Source organism: Phytopseudomonas daroniae, assembly GCF_004327275.1.
Classification (GTDB): Bacteria; Pseudomonadota; Gammaproteobacteria; order Pseudomonadales; family Pseudomonadaceae; genus Aquipseudomonas; species Aquipseudomonas daroniae.
This window is the reverse complement of record NZ_QJUJ01000001.1, coordinates 561312-581600: the sequence shown is the minus strand read 5'-3', so window position 1 is coordinate 581600 and position 20289 is coordinate 561312. Positions and strand designations below refer to the sequence as shown.

14 protein-coding genes are annotated in these 20289 nt (G+C 62.6%); 9 read left to right on the top strand and 5 right to left on the bottom strand.

The features are described 5' to 3' along the window. Window positions 1-106 precede the first annotated feature (106 nt). Together DNK10_RS02815 and DNK10_RS02810 are read right to left on the bottom strand one after the other, a co-directional pair. On the bottom strand, window positions 107-1702 hold the full coding sequence (locus DNK10_RS02815) for an ABC transporter substrate-binding protein (protein WP_131190488.1): 1596 nt from the start codon (window positions 1700-1702) through the stop codon (window positions 107-109). Window positions 1703-1872: 170 nt separating this feature from the next. After that, window positions 1873-2439, bottom strand: a complete 567-nt coding sequence (locus tag DNK10_RS02810) for a cupin domain-containing protein (protein WP_131178676.1) — start codon at window positions 2437-2439, stop codon at window positions 1873-1875. 187 nt (window positions 2440-2626) lie between these two features. Between DNK10_RS02810 and DNK10_RS02805 the strand changes: the two genes are divergently transcribed. Then, window positions 2627-3856, top strand: coding sequence for a M24 family metallopeptidase (locus DNK10_RS02805; RefSeq protein WP_131190487.1), 1230 nt, complete (start codon window positions 2627-2629; stop codon window positions 3854-3856). A gap of 62 nt (window positions 3857-3918) precedes the next feature. On the opposite strand, the gene DNK10_RS02800 is transcribed toward DNK10_RS02805, so the two are convergent. Together DNK10_RS02800 and DNK10_RS02795 are read right to left on the bottom strand one after the other, a co-directional pair. Continuing rightward, the gene (locus DNK10_RS02800) at window positions 3919-5517 is read right to left on the bottom strand and encodes an ABC transporter substrate-binding protein (RefSeq protein ID WP_131190486.1); all 1599 of its coding nucleotides are present in this window, start codon (window positions 5515-5517) and stop codon (window positions 3919-3921) included. A 227-nt stretch (window positions 5518-5744) separates the two neighbouring features. Next, window positions 5745-6452 carry an SIMPL domain-containing protein gene (locus tag DNK10_RS02795; protein ID WP_131190485.1) on the bottom strand — a complete coding sequence of 236 codons (708 nt, stop codon included), beginning with the start codon at window positions 6450-6452 and terminating at the stop codon, window positions 5745-5747. 240 nt (window positions 6453-6692) lie between these two features. On the opposite strand from DNK10_RS02795, the gene DNK10_RS02790 reads away from it, so the two are divergent. Then, window positions 6693-7952 carry an ATP-binding protein gene (locus DNK10_RS02790; RefSeq protein WP_131178680.1) on the top strand — a complete coding sequence of 420 codons (1260 nt, stop codon included), beginning with the start codon at window positions 6693-6695 and terminating at the stop codon, window positions 7950-7952. Window positions 7953-7962: 10 nt separating this feature from the next. Then, window positions 7963-8523 (top strand): response regulator transcription factor, encoded by a 561-nt coding sequence (locus DNK10_RS02785; protein ID WP_131190484.1) that lies wholly within the window; start codon window positions 7963-7965, stop codon window positions 8521-8523. 34 nt (window positions 8524-8557) lie between these two features. Here the strand turns inward: DNK10_RS02785 and DNK10_RS02780 are convergent, their stop codons facing one another. After that, window positions 8558-9493, bottom strand: a complete 936-nt coding sequence (locus DNK10_RS02780) for a LysR family transcriptional regulator (RefSeq protein ID WP_131178682.1) — start codon at window positions 9491-9493, stop codon at window positions 8558-8560. Between the two features lie 179 nt (window positions 9494-9672). Here DNK10_RS02780 and DNK10_RS02775 point away from each other — a divergent pair, with 179 nt between their 5' ends. The 6 genes from DNK10_RS02775 (at window position 9673) to DNK10_RS02750 (ending at window position 20263) form a co-directional block, all read left to right on the top strand. Beyond that, window positions 9673-10845: a cation:dicarboxylate symporter family transporter gene (locus tag DNK10_RS02775; protein ID WP_244216192.1), complete on the top strand. Its 1173-nt coding sequence runs from the start codon at window positions 9673-9675 to the stop codon at window positions 10843-10845. A gap of 178 nt (window positions 10846-11023) precedes the next feature. After that, window positions 11024-11965 carry an AEC family transporter gene (locus tag DNK10_RS02770; protein ID WP_131178683.1) on the top strand — a complete coding sequence of 314 codons (942 nt, stop codon included), beginning with the start codon at window positions 11024-11026 and terminating at the stop codon, window positions 11963-11965. Between the two features lie 549 nt (window positions 11966-12514). Then, complete coding sequence (locus DNK10_RS02765; RefSeq protein ID WP_131190790.1) at window positions 12515-13282, top strand: YfaP family protein; 768 nt, start codon at window positions 12515-12517, stop codon at window positions 13280-13282. Between the two features lie 164 nt (window positions 13283-13446). After that, entirely contained in the window at window positions 13447-15090 is a 1644-nt protein-coding gene (locus DNK10_RS02760; protein WP_131190482.1) for a DUF2138 domain-containing protein, read from the top strand. Then, a complete protein-coding gene (locus tag DNK10_RS02755) occupies window positions 15075-15737 on the top strand; it encodes a DUF1175 domain-containing protein (protein ID WP_131190481.1) in 663 nt (220 codons plus the stop codon). The genes DNK10_RS02760 and DNK10_RS02755 overlap by 16 nt, the downstream gene beginning before the upstream one ends. Beyond that, on the top strand, window positions 15734-20263 hold the full coding sequence (locus DNK10_RS02750) for an alpha-2-macroglobulin family protein (RefSeq protein WP_131190480.1): 4530 nt from the start codon (window positions 15734-15736) through the stop codon (window positions 20261-20263). The genes DNK10_RS02755 and DNK10_RS02750 overlap by 4 nt, the downstream gene beginning before the upstream one ends. Window positions 20264-20289: the final 26 nt, after the last annotated feature.

The window sequence follows — 20289 nt, the reverse complement described above, 5'->3', positions numbered from 1 at the left end:
ATTCTGGCGATTCCTTCGCTTACTTGCAGGTTAGCTGTTCGACCACGACGTGCCCCGGGCGTTTTGCCCGGGGCACGTCGTTATGGGGCGGTTGCGCGACAGGCTATCAGTCGTTGCTCACACCGCTGAAGCTGTTGCGACCGAATGGGCTGATCTGGAAGCCTTTGACGCTGGTGCGCATCGGTTGGTAGACGGTGGAGTGGGCGATCGGAGTGATCGGCACTTCGCGCTTGAGTACCACCTGAGCCTGCCTGTACAGCTCGCTGCGCTGCTCCTGATCGGTGACGCGCTTGGCGGCTACCACCAGCTTGTCGTATTCGGCATCGCACCACTTGGAGAAGTTGTTGCCATCCACCGAGGCGCAGCCGTACAACGTGCCGAGCCAGTTGTCGGGGTCACCATTGTCGCCGGTCCAGCCAATCAGCATGGCGTCGTGCTCGCCTGCGTGGGCACGCTTGATGTACTCGCCCCACTCGTAGCTGACGATGCGTGCCTTGATACCGACCTTGGCCCAGTCGTTCTGCAGCATCTCGGCCATCAGGCGCGCATTGGGGTTGTACGGACGCTGCACGGGCATGGCCCACAGGGTGATCTCGGTGCCTTCCTTCACGCCGGCGGCCTTGAGCAGCTCCTTGGCTTTTTCCGGATCGTAGGCGGCGTCCTTGATCGACTCGTCATACGACCACTGGGTCGGCGGCATGCCGTTCACGGCCAGTTGGCCGGCGCCCTGGTATACCGCATCGATGATCGCCGATTTGTTCACCGCCATGTCCAGCGCCTGACGTACCTCGAGCTTGTCGAACGGCGCGCGGGTGACGTTGTAGGCGATATAACCGACGTTATAGCCAGGTTCGGTCGGCACGTTGAGGTTGTTGTCCGCCTGCAGGCCCTTGAGATCGGCCGGACGCGGGTTGAGGGTGACGTGGCATTCACCGGCACGCAGCTTCTGCGCGCGCACCGAGGCATCGGTGTTGATGGAGAAGATCAGGTTGTCGATCTTCACCAGCTCGGGTGCCCAGTATTCCTTGTTGCCCTTGAAGCGAATCACCGCGTCCTTCTGGTAGCGGCTGAACACGAACGGGCCGGTACCGATCGGCTGCTGGTTGATCTGCGCAGCCTTGCCGGCCTTGAGCAACTGGTCGGCATATTCGGCCGAATGCACGGCAGCGAAGCTCATCGCCAGGTTCTGCACGAAGGCGGCGTCCACGGCGTTGAGGGTGAACACCACGGTCTTGTCGTCGGTTTTCTCGACCTTGGCGATGTTCTTGTCCAGGCCCATATCCGTGAAGTACGGGAACTCGCTGGGGTAAGCCTTGCGGAACGGATGGTTGCGATCGAGCATGCGCTGGAAGGTGAACAGCACGTCGTCGGCGTTGAAGTCGCGGGTCGGCTTGAAGTAATCGGTAGTGTGGAACTTGACCCCTTCGCGCAGGTGGAAAGTGTAGGTCAGGCCGTCTTCGCTGATATCCCACGAGCTGGCCAGAGACGGTTGCGCCTTGGTACCGCCGCGTTCGAATTCAGCCAGACGGTTGAAGATGGTTTCCGATGCCGCGTCGAAGTCGGTGCCGGTGGTGTACTGGCCAGGGTCGAAACCGCCCGGGCTGCCTTCGGAGCAATACACCAGGTTACTGGCGTGTGCGAACGAAGCACTGGTGAGCAGTCCTGCGGTGAGCAGAGCCTTACACAGGGGAGACATGCGCATGCGAACCTCTTTTTTCTTTTTGTCCGCGCCTGGTTCAGCGCGAGCTCGGAATGCGGTGAAGGCGGATAGCCCACCGGGTCGAGCTCGAAATTAAGTCATGCTGAAATTTCGGTCAACAAAAATTAAGCAGCACTAACATTGCGCATAAATGCCCTCATCTGGGGCGAAATTCACTCGTTGGCGGGATGGTCGCCGAATAGTGCCATGGTGGTCATGGTCAGCACTTCGGCCGGGACATCCGTGGCATTGGCCAGGCGATGCAGCTTGCCCGCATCGAAGTGCACCGAATCGCCCGGCCCGAGGGGATAGTCACGTCCTTCGATGGTGTAGACGATCTGCCCGCTGAGCACGTAGGAGAATTCCACGCCCTCGTGGGCGATCAGTTCCGACTGGTAACCCACGGGGATGTTCATCTTCACCGCGTTGATCGAGTTGCCGGGAAACGAGCTGGACAGGCGCTCGTAGGCCAGCAGCTGGCCGCCCACGGTGTAGCGCACCCGTTCGTTGACGTGGGAGTCCGGCTGAGCCTGGGCAGGTTGGTCGAACAAAACGTTGAGCGGCACATCGAGGGATTTGGCGATGCTCGCCAGGGACGACAGCGACACGCCTGTCAGATTGCGCTCGGCCTGGGACAGGAAACTGGCGGTCAGGCCGGCGTCGGCCGCCACCTGATTGAGGGTCTTGCCGGCGGCCCGCCGGTAGCGGCGCAAGCGTTCGCCAATGCGGTCTGCGGTCATGAAAGGGGCTCGCTGTTCGAATCTCCGCAGTATACCCATGAGACGTCGGGACTCCAGCCTGAAGGTAGAGCATTTTTTAAGTCTGACTGAAAAATGCTTTGACCAGAATTTAAGTTGGACTTAAATTTTGCTCCAGCGAACTGCCCGGCAACGATGCCCGTTGCGGGCGCCAGACGAGGATGCGCAGATGACACTGGGAGTGGGCGGCAGCACGCCGGAGCAGGCTTTGGCGCGCCTGCAGGACATGACGGCCGGCAGCGTGCCGATCAGCGAAGAGGAATACCTGGCTCGTATCGAGCGGGCTCAGGCGCTGATGCGCGAGCAGGGTATCGCCGCGCTGTTTCTGGCAGCTGGCAGCAACCTGCAGTATTTCACCGGCGTGCAGTGGCATCCCAGCGAGCGGATGGTGGGGGCGATTCTGCCGAGTGATGGCGCACTGGAATACCTGGCTCCGACGTTCGAAGAGGGCACCGTGCGTGACTTCCAGATCGTGCCGGGCGCGATCAATACCTGGGAGGAGCACGAAAGCCCTTACGCGTTGTTGCTGGCCTGTTTGCAGCGCCTTGGCGTTTTGCCCAATGATGGTGCGCCGCCCCAGGTAGGTCTTTGTTCTTCCATGCCTTTTTTCATGTATGAAGGCATCCGCCAACTGACCGACGGTTACCGTTTCGTCGATGCCGGCCAGGTCACCGCCGTTTGCCGTCAGCGTAAATCAGCAGCGGAAATCGCCCTGATGCAACGCGCCAAGGACATGACCCTGGAAGTGCACAAAGCGGTTGCGAGCATCCTCCACGAAGGCATCAGCACCATCGAGGTGGCCGAGTTCATTCGCCAGGCTCATCGCCGTGTCGGCGCGCCAGGCTCGATCTTCTGCATCGTGCTGTTCGGCGCTGCCAGCGCCTTTCCTCACGGGGTCAAACATGCGCAGCGACTCAAGGACGGCGACATGGTGCTGATCGACACCGGCTGCCAGGTACACAGCTACCTGTCGGACATCACCCGCAGCTACGTTTTCGGTACGCCCAGCGACCGCCAGCGCGAGTTCTGGAACAAGGAAAAGGCTGCCCAGCAGGCGGCGTTCGAGGCCGCCACTCTGGGTGCGCCCTGTTCGTCGGTGGACGCTGCGGCGCGCCGTAGCCTGGAGGCTGCCGGACTTGGCCCTGGCTACAAGCTTCCAGGGCTGTCGCACCGCACCGGTCACGGCATCGGCCTGGACATCCACGAAGGGCCTTATCTGGTCGGTGGTGATGACACGCCTCTGACCGAGGGCATGTGCTTCAGCAACGAGCCGATGATCTGCGTGCCGGGCGAGTTCGGCATCCGCCTGGAAGATCACTTCTACATGACCGCCAACGGCCCGCGCTGGTTTACCCAGCCAAGCCATTCGGTGGACGACCCCTTCGGGCTGAGCGCGTAACCAGCCTGTCGAGACGAAAGAGCCCGGCCAATTGGCCGGGCTCTTTCGTTCTGCCTGCTGCTTTACTCGATGCTCACTCCGTAAAAGGAATTGATCCCGAAGGGGCTGATCTTGAAGTCCTTAACCCTGGTGCTCATCGGCTGGTACACGGTGGAGTGGGCGATCGGCGTGTTCTGCACGTCGGCCTTGAGCAGGTGCTGGGCCTTCTTGTACAGCGCGGTACGCTCCGCCTGATCGTTGATCGCCTTGGCCTGCTTGAGCAACCCGTCGAACTCCTTGTTGCACAGGCGGCTGTAGTTGTTGCCACCGATGGCATCGCAGCCGTACAGCACGCTCAGCCAGTTATCGGGGTCACCGTTGTCGCCCGTCCAGCCGATCAGCAGCGCGTCGTGTTCGCCGGCCTTGGCGCGTTTGTTGTACTCGCCCCACTCGTAGCTGACGATGCGTGCCTTGATGCCGATCTTGGCCCAGTCGGACTGGAGCATTTCGGCCATCAGCTTGGCGTTGGGGTTGTACGGGCGCTGCACGGGCATGGCCCACAGGGTGATCTCGGTACCTTCTTTCACGCCGGCGGCCTGTAGCAGTTCCTTGGCCTTTTCCGGGTTGTAAGGGGTGTCCTTGATGGTGTCGTCATAGGACCACTGGGTCGGCGGCATGCCATTCACCGCAACCTGCCCGGCGCCCTGGTACACGGCATTGATGATCGCCTGTTTGTTCACCGCCATGTCCATGGCCTGGCGTACTTCGAGCTGGTCGAACGGCTTGTGCTCGGTGTTGTAGGCCAGGTAGCCGACGTTGAAACCGGCCTGTTCGGGCATCTGCAGCTTGGGGTCTTTCTTCAGGTTTTCCAGGTCGGCAGGGCGCGGGAAAACGCTGACGTGGCATTCGCCGGCGCGCAGCTTCTGCATGCGCACCGAGGGATCGGTGTTGATGGCGAAGATCAGATTGTCGATCTTCACGTCTTCGGGCAGCCAGTATTCCTTGTTGCCCTTGTAGCGGATCTGCGCGTCTTTCTGGTAGCGGCTGAACACGAACGGGCCAGTGCCGATAGGCTTCTGGTTGATGTCCGAGGCTTTGCCGGCCTTGAGTAGCTGATTCGCGTATTCGGCCGAGTGGATCGACGCGAAGCTCATGGCCATGTTCTGGATGAAGGCTGCATCAACGGTACTCAGGGTGAAACGCACCGTGTGTTCGTCGACCTTCTCGATCTTGGTGATGTTCTTGTCCATGCCCATATCGGTGAAATACGGGAACTCGGTGGGGTAAGCCTTGCGGAACGGATGCTCCCTGCTGAGCATGCGGTTGAAGGTGAACAGCACGTCATCGGCGTTGAATTCGCGGCTCGGCGTGAAGTACTCGGTGGTGTGGAATTTCACCCCTTCGCGCAGGTGGAAGGTATAGGCGAGGCCGTCATCGCTGATGTCCCACTTTTCTGCCAGGCCCGGTGTCACGGCGGTGCCGCCGCGTTCGAACTGCGACAGGCGGTTGAATACGGTTTCCGCACCGGCGTCGAAGTCGGTACCGGTGGTGTAAAGCCCCGGGTCGAAGCCCGCTGGGCTGCCTTCGGAGCAGTACACCAGGTTACCGGCGGCCTGCGCGAAGGGGGCGCTGGCGATCAGGCCGGCGACAACAAAAGCCTGGATGAAGGCGTTCTTGTGCATGGTTACCTCATGTCTATTGTGTTTTTTCGTGAGGGGTCTGCTGTTGGGAAACCGGGCGTGTCAGATGGTGACGAGCCTGTGTTAACCCTAGACCTTGTTTTACGCTATGCACGGGATGTGCCGAAAATGGCAGAAGGGCGCGGGGGATATTGCGCATGGGGTTGCGACGGTCGTCGCAACCCCATGATAGAGCGTACCAGGGAGGCTGGTGCCAGGAATGTTTTCGCTTACATCTGCACTTCGATCACACCGTCGGCACTGAGGGTCACCTGGCTGGTGCCCGCTTCGACTTCCGGAGTAATGCTGTCGCTGGAGAACGCGGAGGCCTTCATGGCTTCCATGCGCATCGGCGGGCGTACGAAGCCGCCACTGTTGAGGCCCAGGCTGACCAGCTTGTAGCTCTTGCCGCCCAGGGCTTCGGTGGTCAGCTGCGCGCGTTCCTTGAAGGCCGCGACGGCGTCCTTGATCAGCGCGTCTTCCTCTTTCTTGCGCGTGGCGTCAGCGATGCTGAAGCTCATGCCGCCCATCTTCAGGGTCTTGAGCATGTCGCCTGTCAGTTTCGAGAGGGCGGCGAAATCCGCGCTTTCCAGGCGGATCTCGGCGCGCTCGCGCCAGGCGCTGATTTCCTCACCTTTCTCGCTGTAGACCGGATAGCTGTTGCGGCTGCCCTGGGACACACTCACGCCTTTCACGCCACGGGCCTGGGTCAGCCCGGCGTTGAGGGTGCGGGTAATTTCCGCGGCGAGAGCGGCGGGATCCTTGTGCTGGGCCTCGGTGTACAGGGTGACCTGCATCAGGTCGTGAGCCACTTCATGGCTGACCTGGGTGCTCAGGGATATCTGGTTATAGCGTGGCTCATTGGCCTGGACGGCGATGCTGAACAGGCCGGCAGTGGTGAAAGCCAGAACGGTGGCGAGGCGGGACAGTGGCTGCATGGCGGTTCCTTATCGATGATGTGTACGGCTGATCAGCCGTGTTCATAAGGGTAGACGAGGCGGCTTACCGATTCGGGTTAATCCGCATTGAAAAAAATATGCAGGCATCTGACCGCCGCTCGTCGGCTGCGATCCCTCTATCGCCGCTTGCGAACGGCTGCTGCGGCGCGTTGCCGCAGCAGTGCGCGGACACGCTTGGTTATACTCGCCAGGCTTGCGATGAGCCCCCGAGGAATGTTGATGCTGGCCCCTGTTCAGTTGTTATCCGCCAGTCGCCAGAATCTCTGGCGTTTGACCCTGATTCGCTTCCTCGTGCTGGCGGCGCAGGCCGGTTCGGTTGGCCTCGCTTACAAGTCCGAGCTGTTGCCGCTGCCCTGGCTGCAACTGAGCATCACCCTTGGCGCCTCTCTGGTGCTGTGTCTGCTCACGGCGTTGCGTCTGCGTGGCCCCTGGCCGGTGACCGAAGCCGAGTACGCAATCCATCTCGGTTGCGACCTGATCATTCACAGCCTGCTGCTGTATTACTCGGGCGGCTCGACCAACCCCTTCGTCTCCTATTACCTGGTGCCGCTGACCATCGCCGCGGCGACGCTGCCGTGGCTGTTCACCATGATCCTCGCGGGGATGGCGCTGGCGTCCTACACGCTGCTGCTGGTGTGGTCGCACCCGCTGCAGCTGCCGGTCGGGCCGCGGGAAAGCCTCCTGGTTTACGGTATGTGGCTGAGCTTCGCCCTGGCGGCGGGGCTGATCACCTTCTTCGTCGCCAAGATGGCCGAGGAACTGCGTCAGCAGGAAAAACTGCGCGCCGAACGCCGCGAGGAGGGCATGCGCGATCAGCAACTGCTGGCCGTCGCTACCCAGGCTGCCGGCGCTGCCCATGAACTCGGGACGCCCCTGGCGACCATGAGCGTGCTGATCAAGGAGCTGCGCCGCGAGCATCAGAATCCGCTGCTGCAGGAAGATCTCGCCTTGCTGCAGGAGCAGGTCAAACTCTGCAAGGAAACCCTCCAGCAACTGGTGCGCGCTGCCGAAGCGGATCGTCGTCAGGCCGTGGTGGAAATGTCCTCGGTGGTCTGGCTGGAAACCACCCTGAATCGCTGGCACCTGATGCGCCCCGAGGCCAGCTATCGTTATGAATGTCTGGGTGTCGGCAAACCGCCGCAATTGATGCCGCCGGCGGATCTGACCCAGGCGCTGCTCAACCTGCTCAACAACGCCGCCGATGCCTGTCCGGAGAACCTGGAGATTTGCCTGGATTGGGATCATCAGTGGGTGCGGCTGAGCATACGTGACTACGGTGCGGGTGTACCCTTGGCCATTGCCGAGCAACTGGGCCGGCCGTTCTTCACCACCAAAGGCAAGGGCAAGGGGTTCGGCCTCGGGCTGTTCCTCAGCCAGGCCAGCGTGACCCGCGCCGGTGGTACGGTGAAGCTGTATAACCATGAAGAAGGCGGCACGCTCACCGAGCTCAAGTTGCCGCGAGCCTATGCCAGGGCATAAGGAGTGATGTATGAGTGACGAAGCGCTGCTGGAAAGTGAAGAACAACCCCATCTGCTGCTGGTCGATGACGACCCCACCTTTACCCGCGTGATGGCGCGGGCCATGAGCAGCCGCGGCCTGCGTGTGTCGACCGCCGCTTCTGCCGAGGAAGGCCTGGCCATCGCCACGCAGGATCTGCCGGATTACGCCGTGCTCGACCTGAAGATGGAAGGCGACTCCGGTCTGGTGCTGCTGCCCAAGCTGCTGGAGCTGGATGCCGAAATGCGCGTGGTGATCCTCACCGGCTATTCGAGCATCGCCACCGCGGTGGAAGCCATCAAGCGCGGCGCCTGCAACTACCTGTGCAAACCGGCGGACGCCGACGACGTGCTCGCCGCGCTGCTCACCCAGCATGCCGACCTCGACACCCTGGTGCCGGAAAACCCCATGTCGGTGGATCGTCTGCAGTGGGAGCACATCCAGCGGGTGCTGGCCGAGCACGAAGGCAACATCTCGGCGACCGCCCGTGCCCTCGGCATGCATCGCCGTACCCTGCAGCGCAAATTGCAGAAGCGCCCGGTTCGTCGCTGAGAGCCCTGTGTTGTCCTGGAAGTTTGCCGTGCGCTCAGCTCGCTCGCGCGACCAGTTCCTTGCGGTACTGGCTGCTGAGCTGGCGGGCCAGCTGGATGAAGTTGTCTGTGGCCGGTGACTGATTGAAGCCCCGGCTCGCCAGGGTGATTGGCGCGACGAGGCGGGGTTTGGCATCACGTATGCGGCGGTAGACGACGCTGTCCGTGTGCAAGCCCTTCATGGATGCCGGCACCACCGAGATACCGGCACCGGCGGCAACCAGGCTGACATTGGTCAGCATGCGTTCGATTTCGAAAGCGATCCTCGGCTCGAAGCCGGCATTGCGGCAGGCCTGCATCAGGTTGGCGTACATACCCGGCGCACCAGGCCGACGAACCAGGATGAAGGGTTCGTCGGACAGATCTTTCAACGAGACTGGCGTTTCACTGCCCCCCTTCAGTTGAGGGTGGCCGGTCGGCAAGACCAATAACATTTCCTCATTGAGCAGCCGGTGGAACTGCACGCCCTGTGGACGAGCCACGGGCGCGCGGAGGATGCCGACATCGACCCGTTCGCTGGTGACCTGTTCGGTCAGCTCGCCGGCATTGCCTTCATGTAGCGTGATGTCCACGTTTGGATAATTTTTCCGGTATTCACGAATTATCCGTGGAATCAGAGGGTGCGATGCAGCCGAGCTTGTGAAACCGATGCTCAAGGTGCCCACGATGCCCTGAGCCGTACGGGCCGCCTTGGCGGCCGCCAGTTCCACGCGTTGCAGAATCTCCTTCGCTTCGCTCAGGAAGACCTGACCCCCCGTCGTGAGATCGACCCCTTTGGGATGACGCACGAACAGCTCGAAGCCCAGTTCCTGTTCAAGCGCCCGAATCTGCTGGCTCAGCGGAGGCTGTTGCATATTCAGCCTGGCGGCGGCACGTGTGAAGTGCTTTTCCTCCGATACCATGACGAAGTAGCGAAGGTGACGGAGTTCCATTCAGTGTTCACCTCGGGCAGTTGATAGGGCCAGCATGCGATGGCGACACACCATATCGAATCAATTCGCGCTGGGATAGGATAGGGCGACATGCACGGTGCTCGAACCGTGCGCGAATAATAAGAAACCAGGCTCCGATGACTTTCCGCCTTGCCCGTTCCCGCGTAGCCCAGCTCGTGATGGCCGTTTTATTTGGCGGCTTCCTGGGCGTGTGGCGGCCATCGCTGGCTACCCAGATGAAGCCGCTCAGCGATCTGTTCATTGCCAGCGTGGGGCTGGTCACGCCTGTGGTCATATTCGTGCTGATCTGTTCGAGTGTGGCGCGCATGCGTGCTGATGGCACCACCCTGCGCCTTGGTTTCAAAGCGCTCGCCTATTGGCAACTGATGTCATTGCTGTCGTTGGCCTGTGGATTGTCCGTGGCGTCTCTGTTGCAGCCGGGTGTGAGCACCATGGTCACCGCCGAGTTCTCCCCGGCGGGGATGGCGCCGATCGATATTCATTTCTTTGCGCAGATTCCGGCATTGCTGCTGGCCGCATTTGCCCAGAGCATCATTCTCAAGGTTCTGCTCGCCGCGTTCCTGGCGGGCTTGTTGTTGGGGCGGATCGGTGAGCGGGGGATGGCGTTGCGGCAGACACTCGATGCCGCGGTCGGCATGGTTTTCCGGATCATGCACGTTATCGTCTTCTTCGCACCTCTGGCGGCGTTCGGCGCCATTGCCTTCGCCATCGGCAAGCATGGTGCAGGTGCGGCCATTCCGCTGCTCAAGTTTGTCGCAGTGGCCTATGTCGCCTGTCTGCTGTTCATCGTGCTGGTCATGACACTGATGGTCAGGCTTGCAGGCGTAAGTCTTCTGCGCCTGATCGTGCATATCAGGGAGGAGTTGCTACTGGTGGCGTCAACGGGGTCATCCGTAGCGGCACTGCCCCGCTTGATCGACAAGCTGGAAGCGGCCGGTTGCGACAGTCAACTGGTGCGCCTGATTCTCACCGCGGGCTACAACTTCAACCTCAATGGTTCCAACCTGTATCTGGGCGTCGCCGTTCTGTTCCTCGCACAATTGGTGCACATCGACCTGAGTGCCCCGCAATTGCTCACGCTGCTACTGGTCAGTCTGTTCACCTCCATGGGCTCGACCAGCGTGGCCGGCTCGGCATTCATCACGCTGACCGCCACGCTGAGCGTGGTGCAGATAGTACCGCTGGAGGCAATCGGTATTCTCGTCGGGGTAGAGCGGCTGATGAAGTGTCGCTCGCTGACCAATGTGTTGGGCAACTGCGTCGCTTGCCTGGTGCTCGCCCGCTGGCAGGGCGCTCAGGATCGCGCGAGATTGATGCAGGTGCTGGGCTGAGCCAGCGGTGCATTTGCCCGGAAGCAGGTGATGAATCGCGATGCAGTCGGTGGCGGCCTGCATGGCCCGTGCTTTGCTATCATTCCTGGCAACTTCATACTGTTTCTGCACTTTTCTGGCCGGGCACTCGACTACGTTCGATTCCCATTCGGTTATGTCTCTCGCTCCCGGGACTTCCATGCTCGCTGTGCTTCAGCAAACCCTCGGCATCACTGCTCCGGTCTTTTCCATGCTGTTTCTCGGCGTGCTGCTCAAACGGCTGCGCTGGATCGACAATGCGTTCATCGATACCGCCTCGTCTCTGGTATTTCGCGGCACCATGCCGACCTTGCTGTTTCTCAGCATCATCGGCGCGGATCTCAATGCGGCGCTGCAGCCCACGTTGATCGGCTACTTCGTGTTCGCCACCCTGGTCAGCTTCGTCGCCGCCTGGGGCTGGGCCATCTGGCGCTGCCCGATGGCCGATCGCGGTATCTACACTCAGGGCGCCTTCCGCGGTAACAACGGTATCGTCGGCCTGGCGCTGGCCACCAGCATGTATGGTGAATACGGGCTGTCGGTGGGCGCGGTGCTCGGTGGCGTGGTGATCCTCTGCTACAACGTGCTGTCGGCCATCGTTCTGGCGATCTACAGCCCGAACATGAAGTCCGATCCCTGGACGCTGTGCAAAAGTATCTTCACCAACCCGCTGATCATCGGCGTGCTCTCTGCCATCCCGTTCGCCTATTGGCAGATTCCGCTACCACACTGGATGATGGTTTCCGGCGAATACTTCGCGCAGATGACCCTGCCGCTGGCGCTGATCTGCATCGGCGGTACCCTGTCGCTGACCTCGTTGCGTGAAAGCAGCGGAACGGCGATTGGTTCGAGCATGATGAAAATGGTCTGGCTGCCGCTGTTCTCGACCTTGGGTGCCTGGGCGTTCGGCTTCCGCGGCGCGGATCTGGCGATCCTCTTCCTGTACTTCGCCAGCCCCACGGCCGCCGCCAGTTTCGTCATGGCCCGGGCGGTGAATGGCAACTATCAACTGGCGGCCGCGATCATCGTCATCACCACCCTGGCAGCGGTGGTTACCACCAACGTCGGGCTGTTGCTGCTGCAATGGGCGCAGTGGATCTAGTAATCGCAGGGGCTCAGATAGTCGAAGAGGGCAGCTTTGTGGCGGAAGCAGACTGTCGGTGACCCGCGTTGAACCATGGATCACGGCCTTCGGCCCCGGATTACGCCTGCGGCTAATCCAGGCTACATTCGTGCCATGGTTCCCTGTAGGTTGGATTAGCGAAGCGTAATCCGACATTTGGCCGGCACATCCGATACAAATTTCGACCGTCCGCTTACGCCTTCCATTGGTCGCTCGCCATTGTGACCCAGTACTGATTCGTAACTGCCACGATTGTCAGTTCCGGGGTAACTCGCTAGCATCCTCGGCTAGCGTGTAACTTCATATGACGCTGCCGAGGTAGCCTCTTCGGCATGTGATCGTCCATGAAGGCGCCTCGTCGCCTACGATGAGCCTACGATGTGAAGTGCGGATGCCAGGCTGTCAGGCCTGAGCCAGCACAAGGAGTGCAGAGCAGTGGTTCGTCCCTTTCCGCGCCGCGGAACGTTTCGGCTCGCCCAGGCCCGCGCCTGTCTGGCGCGTCGCGTGCTGCTTCTGTGCGTTTTCCTGATGCCTGCCATGACCTGGGCCGAACCTTCGGTTTCCCTGCAGGGCCCTAGCGGCGGCTGGCGTTATCACGGCCTCAATAATGATGGCGCCGATCAGCCCCGCGTCGCTTACCCGACTCCGCCTATCGACCGCGGCGCCCAACGTGGGCGCAGCATGATCGAGGGCACCCTGCAGAACATTGGCCAACTGCGCCCGCCTCATCGGTTGGTGGTCAATGGCAATCCACTGCCGCTGTACACCGACGAGCAGGGCCGCTTCGCCCGGCCCTATGCCTTTGGCGCTGGCTCCAACAGCGTCGAGCTGGTCGCTGGCGAGGGGCAGTCGCTCAAACGCATTCAATTCTATGAAGCCAACGACCTGCGCACCCCGGCGCGCATGCGCATCGTACTGGGCTGGGACGACCCCAAGGCCGAACTCGACCTGCACGTGGTCACTCCGGATGGCCAGCACGCCTTCTGGAGCCGGCCGGTGCTCACCAACGGCGGCGGCCTGGATGTCGACAGCGTGGATGGCCCCGGCCCGGAAATGTTCACCATGACCGCGCCGCTGCAGGGAACCTATCTGATCTACGTGAATTACTGGGGCAACCTGGGCAGCGGTGGTTACAACTTCGAGGCTGGCAGCAACCAGAACGAGATCATCACCGCGCAGATCAACCTGATCTTCAACGAGAACACCGTCAACGAGAAGCGCGAGACGTTCCTGGTGCCGCTACGCGCCATCGGTGAGCTGCTTTTCGTCAAATCTTTCAATTTTGCAGGCCGTTGAAAAAACGTGATCGAGGCAGCCAGCGCAAGGCAGAAACAGCCGAAAAAGCGGAGTGTACGAGTAGTACATGAGCATTTTGAGGCTGTTTTTAACGCCGCGATGGCAACGCAGATAGTTTTTCAACAGCCTGATATCCCGATGCTCGGATGAATAGGGACTTTTTTATGAACCGGATTATTGCCGCCCACTTGCAGCGCTTCTCTACCCTGGCGTTGACCGTGCTGCTTGCCGCCTGCGGCCAGGACTCGCGCGAGCTGGGTGAACGCAGCGCCCTGGGCCTGGATCTGCAGCGCCCCGACGCCTTGATCGAGAGCGCGTCGCTCAGCCGTCTGCCCAGGGATCTGCTGGCGGTGCCGCTGCTGCGCGACACCCTCACCGAAGACTTCGTCTTCTACTACGAACACAACGCCGACCGCCTCGGGCTGGTCGGCAGCCTGCGACGGATCATCTACGAACGTGATCTGAAACTGCGTGACAACCTGCTCGACGAGTTGCTCGACCAGCCCGCCGACGTGGCCCTGTGGAAGGGCGCCGATGGCAAGCTCAAGCATTTCCTGATGGTCATGCAGCGTGGTGGCCTGGCCAAGGTGCTGGAACCGCTGGCCCATATCGCCCTGGACGACAGCCAACTGCGCCAGGCTGGCGAACTGCGCGTCGATGGCAGCAGCGTGCCGCTGTATCGCCTCAACTATCTGGGTGACCGTGCGCTGCTGCTGGCCAGCCATGGCGACAAACTGCTGGTGTTGTCTTCGCCCGGCATGTTGCTCGGCGAGGACGACAAGCTCGGCCGCGAAGCCGTGGAGTCGGTGGAGTCGTTGCTCGACGGCGACAACCCGTTTCCCAAACGCTTCGGCCTCAAGGCCCGCGAGCAGGAGCAGCAGCGCATTTCCCTCAGTGGCGAATATGTCGCGCTCGGTTACCAGCGCTTCTTCCCGGCCTTCGCCGGTTTGCGTTTCGAGAAGGGGGAGGGTGGCTGGAGCAGTTTCCTGGCTCTGAACGAAGTCGACGACCAGCCGCGCCTGGACTTCACGCCGATCTGGAAAGCCATGCCGATGGGGGCCAGCGCCTGTGTGGCGGTACCCGTGGCGCCGGGCAGTGCCGAGCGCCTGCTGGCGCGTGTCGGCGCCAGCGAGGCGGTCAGCGAAGATCTCGAAAAACGCCTGGGCAGCACCGCGGGTCTGTGCTGGTACGCCGACTCGCGACTGCATTCGCCGTTGCTGGTCACCCACCTTGACGAAGCCGTCACGCCTGAGCTCGATCAGGCAATCGGCGGGCTGTTCGACGGCATGATCGGCGCGTTCGAAGCCAATGCCGAAAACGGCCGCTTCCCGGTCGAAAGCCAGAGCAGCGCCGATGGCCATACCTGGCGCCGCGAGGTGGGTTCCAACTTTGGCCAGTACCCGGCCGCGCAGAGCGTTGAGCCCGATGCTCTCACTTCCCGCAGTTTTTTCCGTGTGAGCCTGGCGCGCCAGGGGCAGACGCTGCTGTTCTCCCTGGATGATCGGTTGGTGGACAAGGCCCTCGATACCCTCGGCAAGCGCTTCCCGCCGCTCGCCGAAGTGCTGCCCGCCGACGGCCTGGTTCCGGGTTATCTGGCATCCGAAGGCCTGTCGCGCCTGCTCGAACAGGAAACCCTGGACAGCCTGCCGGCCAACTACGAGCCGGTATTCCGCAACGCCGCCGACATTCATTTGCTGCCCAAGCTGCGTGCCATGGGCGGTTACGGCCAGTTCGCGCTGACGCTGCCGGCCAATACCGAAGCCACAGACGATTGGCAGTGGATTCCACTCGAATGGCGCGCGCTTTGATCATTTTCGCTCCCGGCCTGCGTCTCCTGCTCGCCGCTTCACTGATGGCGTTCAGCCTTGGCGTGCGCGCCGAACCGGCGCCCGCGCTGAACCCCGAGCAGTCGCAGATATTCCGTGCCTGGTTCGTGCGTATCGCCCAGGAGCAGCTTCGCCAGGGCCCGAGCCCGCGCTGGCACCAGCAGGACTGTGTCGGCTTGGTGCGCTTCGCCGCCAACGAGGCGCTCAAGGTGCATGACGCCAAGTGGCTGCATGCCAATGGTCTGTCCAACCGCTACCTGCCGCCAGAGCTGGAGCTGGACGACGCCCAGCGTCGCCTGGCGCAGAACTGGCAGCAGGGCGGCGGCCAGGTCGGCCCTTACGTCAATGCGATCAAGCTGATCCAGTTCAACAGCCAGTTGCTCGGTCGCGATCTGAACCAGGCACGCCCCGGCGACCTGATGTTCTTCGATCAGGGCGACGATCAGCACCTGATGATCTGGATGGGCCGCGACATCGTTTACCACACCGGTACCACCACTCCCACGGATAACGGCATGCGTGCCGTCAGCCTGCAACAACTCATGACATGGAAGGACACCCGATGGATACCCGACGACGCCAACCCCAACTTTATCGGCATCTATCGGCTGAATTTCCTCGCGCGATGAACCGCCTCTTCGCTGTCGCGTTGCTGGCCCTGTTGCCCCTGGCGGGTCACGCGGAGGACGAGGTGCCGGCGAGCAACTACACGCCGCTGTCCGGCGAGTCGTTCTTCCTGCTCGCCGACAGCAGCTTCGCGGCCGACGAAGTGGCCACGGTGCGCCTCGAAGCGCCGGGCCGTGATTACCGCCGCTACCGCATGGAAGGCTACGGTGGCGTCGACATGCGCCTGTACCGCATCGACCAGCCGCTGGAGTTCCTCAAGCGCCAGAAGAATCTGCACCGGGTGGTCACCGAGGGCCAGTTCAAGGGCGAAGGGCTGTCCAACACCCTGTCGTACCTGTGGGACAACTGGTACCGCAAATCGCGCCGCGTGATGCAGCGCGCCTTCTCCTACGAGTCACGCAAGCAGGTCACCGAGGAAGCGCCTGAGCTGAAGATGGGCAGCGCCATCGCCGAGCCGACCGAATTCACGCCGCAGGTGCAGTTCGCGCCGATGAAGGGCCTGCCGCTGGTGGCCGAGTTCCGCTATCCGCTGTGGGAAGCCAAACCTATCGAGCCGCCGCAAGGTGTCGATCTGTCCGGCTCGTCGAGCAACTTCATCAGCGTCGCCTCGGGTAACGTCTACATCCCGCTGGGCAAGCTGGAGCCAGGCCTGTACCTGGCCGAGGCGATCATTGGCAAGTACCGCGCCACCACCGTGGTATTCGTTTCCAACACCGTGGCGGTGAGCAAGATCGCCGGTGGCGAACTCCTCGTATGGACGGCCGACAAGCATCAGGGCACGCCGGTGGCCGACGCGCGCTTGCTGTGGAGCGATGGCCTGGGCGTGATGAGCAGCGGCAAGACCGATGCGCAAGGCCTGCTGCGCCTCGGCCACACCAGTCCCGAGCGCTCCTACGTGATCGGCGAGGATGCCCAGGGCGGCGTGTTCGTCTCCGAGAACTTCTACTACGACAGCGAAATCTACGACACCAAGCTGTACGCCTTCACCGACCGACCGCTGTATCGCCCCGGCGACTGGGTCGAGGTGAAGATCGTTGGCCGTGAGTTCAAGAACGCCCGCGACTCGGTGGCTGCTGGCACTGCACCGATCAGCCTCAGTGTGCTGGATGCCAACGGCACCGTGCTGCAGACCCAGAAACTCGATTTCGACAGCGCCAGTGGCGGTCAGGGGCGTTTCCAGCTGCCGGAAAACGCCGTGGCCGGTGGCTACGAGCTGCGCTTCGCCTACCGCGACCAGCTGTACAGCAGCGCCTTCCGCGTCGCCGAGTACATCAAGCCGCATTTCGAGGTGTCGCTGGATCTGGACAAGCCGGACTTCCGCACCGGTGAGCCGGTCAAGGGCGCCCTGGTGCTGCTCTACCCGGACGGCAAGCCCGTGGTGCACGCCCAGGTGCAACTGAGCCTGCGCGCCCAGCAGTTGTCGATGATCGACAACGAACTGCAGTACCTCGGCCAGTTCCCGGTGGAGCTGAGCAGCACCGAAGTGATCACCGATGACAAGGGCCGCGCGGAACTCGACCTGCCGGCTGCCGACAAACCCAGCCGCTATCTGCTCAGCGTGTTCGCCAGCGACGGTGCCGCCTACCGGGTCAAGACCAGCAAGGAAATCCTTATCGAGCGCGGCGCTGCCCGCTATCGCCTGAGCGCGCCGCAGCGCTTCAGTTCGGCCGGTCAGGCGGTGAGTTTCAGCTACCGCGGCGAGAGTGACAGCGAGCGGCGCCCGGCCCGCTACGACTGGGTGCGACTGGAAGACCAGAGCACCGGCAACGGCGAGCTGGCGGCGGATGCCACGGGCTTCGAGCTGAGTTTCGAGCGCCCCGGCACCTACAGCATCACCCTCAAGGACAGCAGCGGCCTGATCCTCGGCGCCACCGGTCATTCGGTCAGCGGCGAGGGTGTCAAATCGGTCGCCGGCACCATCGAGATCGTGCTCGACAAGGCCGAGTACCTGGCCGGCGACGAAGCCCTGGCACTGATCACCTTCCCGGAGCCGGTCAGCGATGCGCTGCTGACCCTGGAACGCGACAAGGTCGAGGCCACCGCGCTGCTTTCCAAGGGCGGCGACTGGCTCAAGCTCGAGCGTCTGTCCGATACCCAGTACCGCGCAAGGATTGCGGTAGGCAATGATTTCTCGCCGAACATCACCTTCTCTGCGCTCTATACCCGTGGTGGCGATTACAGCTTCCAGAACGCCGGGATCAAGGTCGCCACACCGCAGATCGATATCGCCATCAAGACCGACAAGGAGGTGGTGCAGCCCGGTGACATGGTCACCGTCGAGCTGAGCACCCTGCTCAAAGGCAAGCCGGTACCCACGCGCCTGACGGTCAGCGTGGTGGACGAGATGATCTACGCTCTGCAGCCGGAAATCGCACCGGGTATCGATCAGTTCTTCTACCACCCACGGCGCAACAACGTGCGCACCAGTGCCAGCCTGTCGTTCATCAGTTACGACCTGGCCCTGCCGGGTACGCCGAGCGCGCCGGGCCGTGCCAACCGCAGCGAGCGTGGCGTCAAGGTGCTGGAGCGGCCGCGCCGCGAAGAGGTCGACACCGCTTCCTGGCAGCCGGATCTGGTCACCGATGCCGACGGCAAGGCGCGTTTCAGCTTCCGCATGCCCGACTCGCTGACCCGCTGGCGCATCACCGCCCGTGCGGTGAGCGCCGATGGTCAGGTGGGTCAGAAGCGTCAGTTCGTGCGCTCGGAGAAGCCGCTGTACCTGAAGTGGAGCGGCCCGAGTCGCTTCCGGGTCGGCGACAAGCCTGCACTGGGGCTGTTCGCCTTCAACCAGGGCGAAGAGGGTGCCAAGGCCGAACTGCTGATCCGCCATGGCGAGCAGGAGCAGCGCCGCGAGGTGGTACTGGCCAAGGGCATCAACTACCTGTCCGTTGAAGACGCCGCGATCGCTGCCGGCGATTTCAGCGCCGAGCTGCACCAGGGCGACAAGCTGGCCGATGCCCTGGCCGTGAACCTGCGGCTGGTCGCACCGGGCTGGCAGCAGGTACATAGCACGCGCCTCTCGGCTTTCCCGGGCAGCACACCGCTGCAGTTGCCTGCCGATGCCAGCCAGGTGCGCGTGCGTCTGGATGACAGTGGCGCTGGCCTGTTCGGCGCAGCGCTGGATGATCTGCTCGCCTATCCCTATGGCGGTGTCGAGCAGACCGCCAGCCGCCTGCTGCCACTGAGCCTGGCCTACCCGACCCTGGCGGCGGGTGAGCCGCGGATCAGGGATCGCCTGCGTCTGGTCATGCAGAACAGTCGTCTGCGCCTGGTGCAGATGGCGGGGCCGGAAGCGACCTTCACCTGGTGGGGCGGCGATGCCGATGGCGACGCCTTCCTCACCGCCTACGCCTATTACGCCGACTGGCACGCCAGCCGTGCGTTGGCGATCCAGTTGCCGCCGGAGCACTGGCAGCGTCTGCTGGAACTCTATGCCAAGCGCGCCCAGGACACGCCATTGTTGCAACGCGCGCTGATCATCGCGTTCTCCCGTGACATGGGCCTGCCGGTGAAAACCCTGCTCGAAGGCCTGGTGTATGACCTGGCCTCTGCAGGGGAAGGTCAGGAAGAGACACTCGGAGAAGGTGCCAGCCTGGTGATGGCGGCGCCGGATTCCGCGCTCGGCCTGGCAATCGCCCGTGAGCTGGGCGTCCAGCTGGCGCAGCAGGCTGGCGTACCAGTGGCGGACGAGCTGCTGGCCCAGCTTGAGGTTGCCCGTGAACGCCTCGAGGTCAGCGACTCGCCATTCGTCGACGCCGTGGCCCTGTACCTGAATGGCCCGGATCGACAGGAGGCCCAGCGTCTGCTCGCCGCCATGGCGCCAGCCCAGCCCGGTCTGGAGCGTGCCCTGGCACTGACCTGGCTGCAGCCGTCGCTGGATCTGCGTGGTACGCAACCTGCGCTGGCGCCGCAAGGCGACTGGCAGGCCATCGAAGGCCCGAGCGGTGAGACCTACTGGCAGTGGAGCGGCGCACAGCCGCCCCAGGCCCTGGTGCTGGCTGGCGACCTGGATCAGCCGAGCGAAGTGCGCATCGACTACCAGAGCGCCCAGGCTGCGCCCAGTGCGGTACCGGTGACCATCAAGCGGCGCTTGCTGGAACTGGTCGAGAGCGATGAAGCCTTCGTATTCAGTGCCCATGAAGTGGGCAGGGACGATATTTCCAGCGCCAGTCTGTATCTGGACGAAATCACCCTGACCAGCGATTCGGAGCAGGCCCTGCGCTACGGCATGCTGGAAGTACCGCTACCGCCGGGTGCCGATGTGGAACGTACCACCTGGGGCATTCAGGTCAGCGGTCTGGCTGGGGAAGAGGCCTCGGCACTGGAGAAGGCGCGCAACGAGCCGGGCGAGCTGAGCTACGCGGTACCGGTGGACAGCCTGCAGGGCGAGCTGGTGTTGCGACACCTGGTGCGCTTCTCGCAGAAGGGCGAGTTCGTAATGCCGCCCGCTCGCTATCTGCGCCTGTACGCGCCTGGCGAGCAGGCGCTGGAAGCCGAGCCGGCCCTGCGGAAGGTGACCGTTGACTAACAGGCTGTTGAAAAACTATCTGCGTT

What these genes read in the sequence shown, in the direction of transcription:
- DNK10_RS02750 (WP_131190480.1), top strand. Translation starts at nt 15,734, where the DNA reads ATGAACCGCCTCTTCGCTGTCGCGTTGCTGGCCCTGTTGCCCCTGGCG.
- DNK10_RS02790 (WP_131178680.1), top strand. Translation starts at nt 6,693, where the DNA reads ATGCTGGCCCCTGTTCAGTTGTTATCCGCCAGTCGCCAGAATCTCTGG.
- DNK10_RS02795 (WP_131190485.1), bottom strand. Translation starts at nt 6,452, where the DNA reads ATGCAGCCACTGTCCCGCCTCGCCACCGTTCTGGCTTTCACCACTGCC.
- DNK10_RS02770 (WP_131178683.1), top strand. Translation starts at nt 11,024, where the DNA reads ATGCTCGCTGTGCTTCAGCAAACCCTCGGCATCACTGCTCCGGTCTTT.
- DNK10_RS02765 (WP_131190790.1), top strand. Translation starts at nt 12,515, where the DNA reads ATGCCTGCCATGACCTGGGCCGAACCTTCGGTTTCCCTGCAGGGCCCT.
- DNK10_RS02800 (WP_131190486.1), bottom strand. Translation starts at nt 5,517, where the DNA reads ATGCACAAGAACGCCTTCATCCAGGCTTTTGTTGTCGCCGGCCTGATC.
- DNK10_RS02760 (WP_131190482.1), top strand. Translation starts at nt 13,447, where the DNA reads ATGAACCGGATTATTGCCGCCCACTTGCAGCGCTTCTCTACCCTGGCG.
- DNK10_RS02805 (WP_131190487.1), top strand. Translation starts at nt 2,627, where the DNA reads ATGACACTGGGAGTGGGCGGCAGCACGCCGGAGCAGGCTTTGGCGCGC.
- DNK10_RS02815 (WP_131190488.1), bottom strand. Translation starts at nt 1,702, where the DNA reads ATGCGCATGTCTCCCCTGTGTAAGGCTCTGCTCACCGCAGGACTGCTC.
- DNK10_RS02810 (WP_131178676.1), bottom strand. Translation starts at nt 2,439, where the DNA reads ATGACCGCAGACCGCATTGGCGAACGCTTGCGCCGCTACCGGCGGGCC.
- DNK10_RS02785 (WP_131190484.1), top strand. Translation starts at nt 7,963, where the DNA reads ATGAGTGACGAAGCGCTGCTGGAAAGTGAAGAACAACCCCATCTGCTG.
- DNK10_RS02780 (WP_131178682.1), bottom strand. Translation starts at nt 9,493, where the DNA reads ATGGAACTCCGTCACCTTCGCTACTTCGTCATGGTATCGGAGGAAAAG.
- DNK10_RS02755 (WP_131190481.1), top strand. Translation starts at nt 15,075, where the DNA reads ATGGCGCGCGCTTTGATCATTTTCGCTCCCGGCCTGCGTCTCCTGCTC.
- DNK10_RS02775 (WP_244216192.1), top strand. Translation starts at nt 9,673, where the DNA reads ATGGCCGTTTTATTTGGCGGCTTCCTGGGCGTGTGGCGGCCATCGCTG.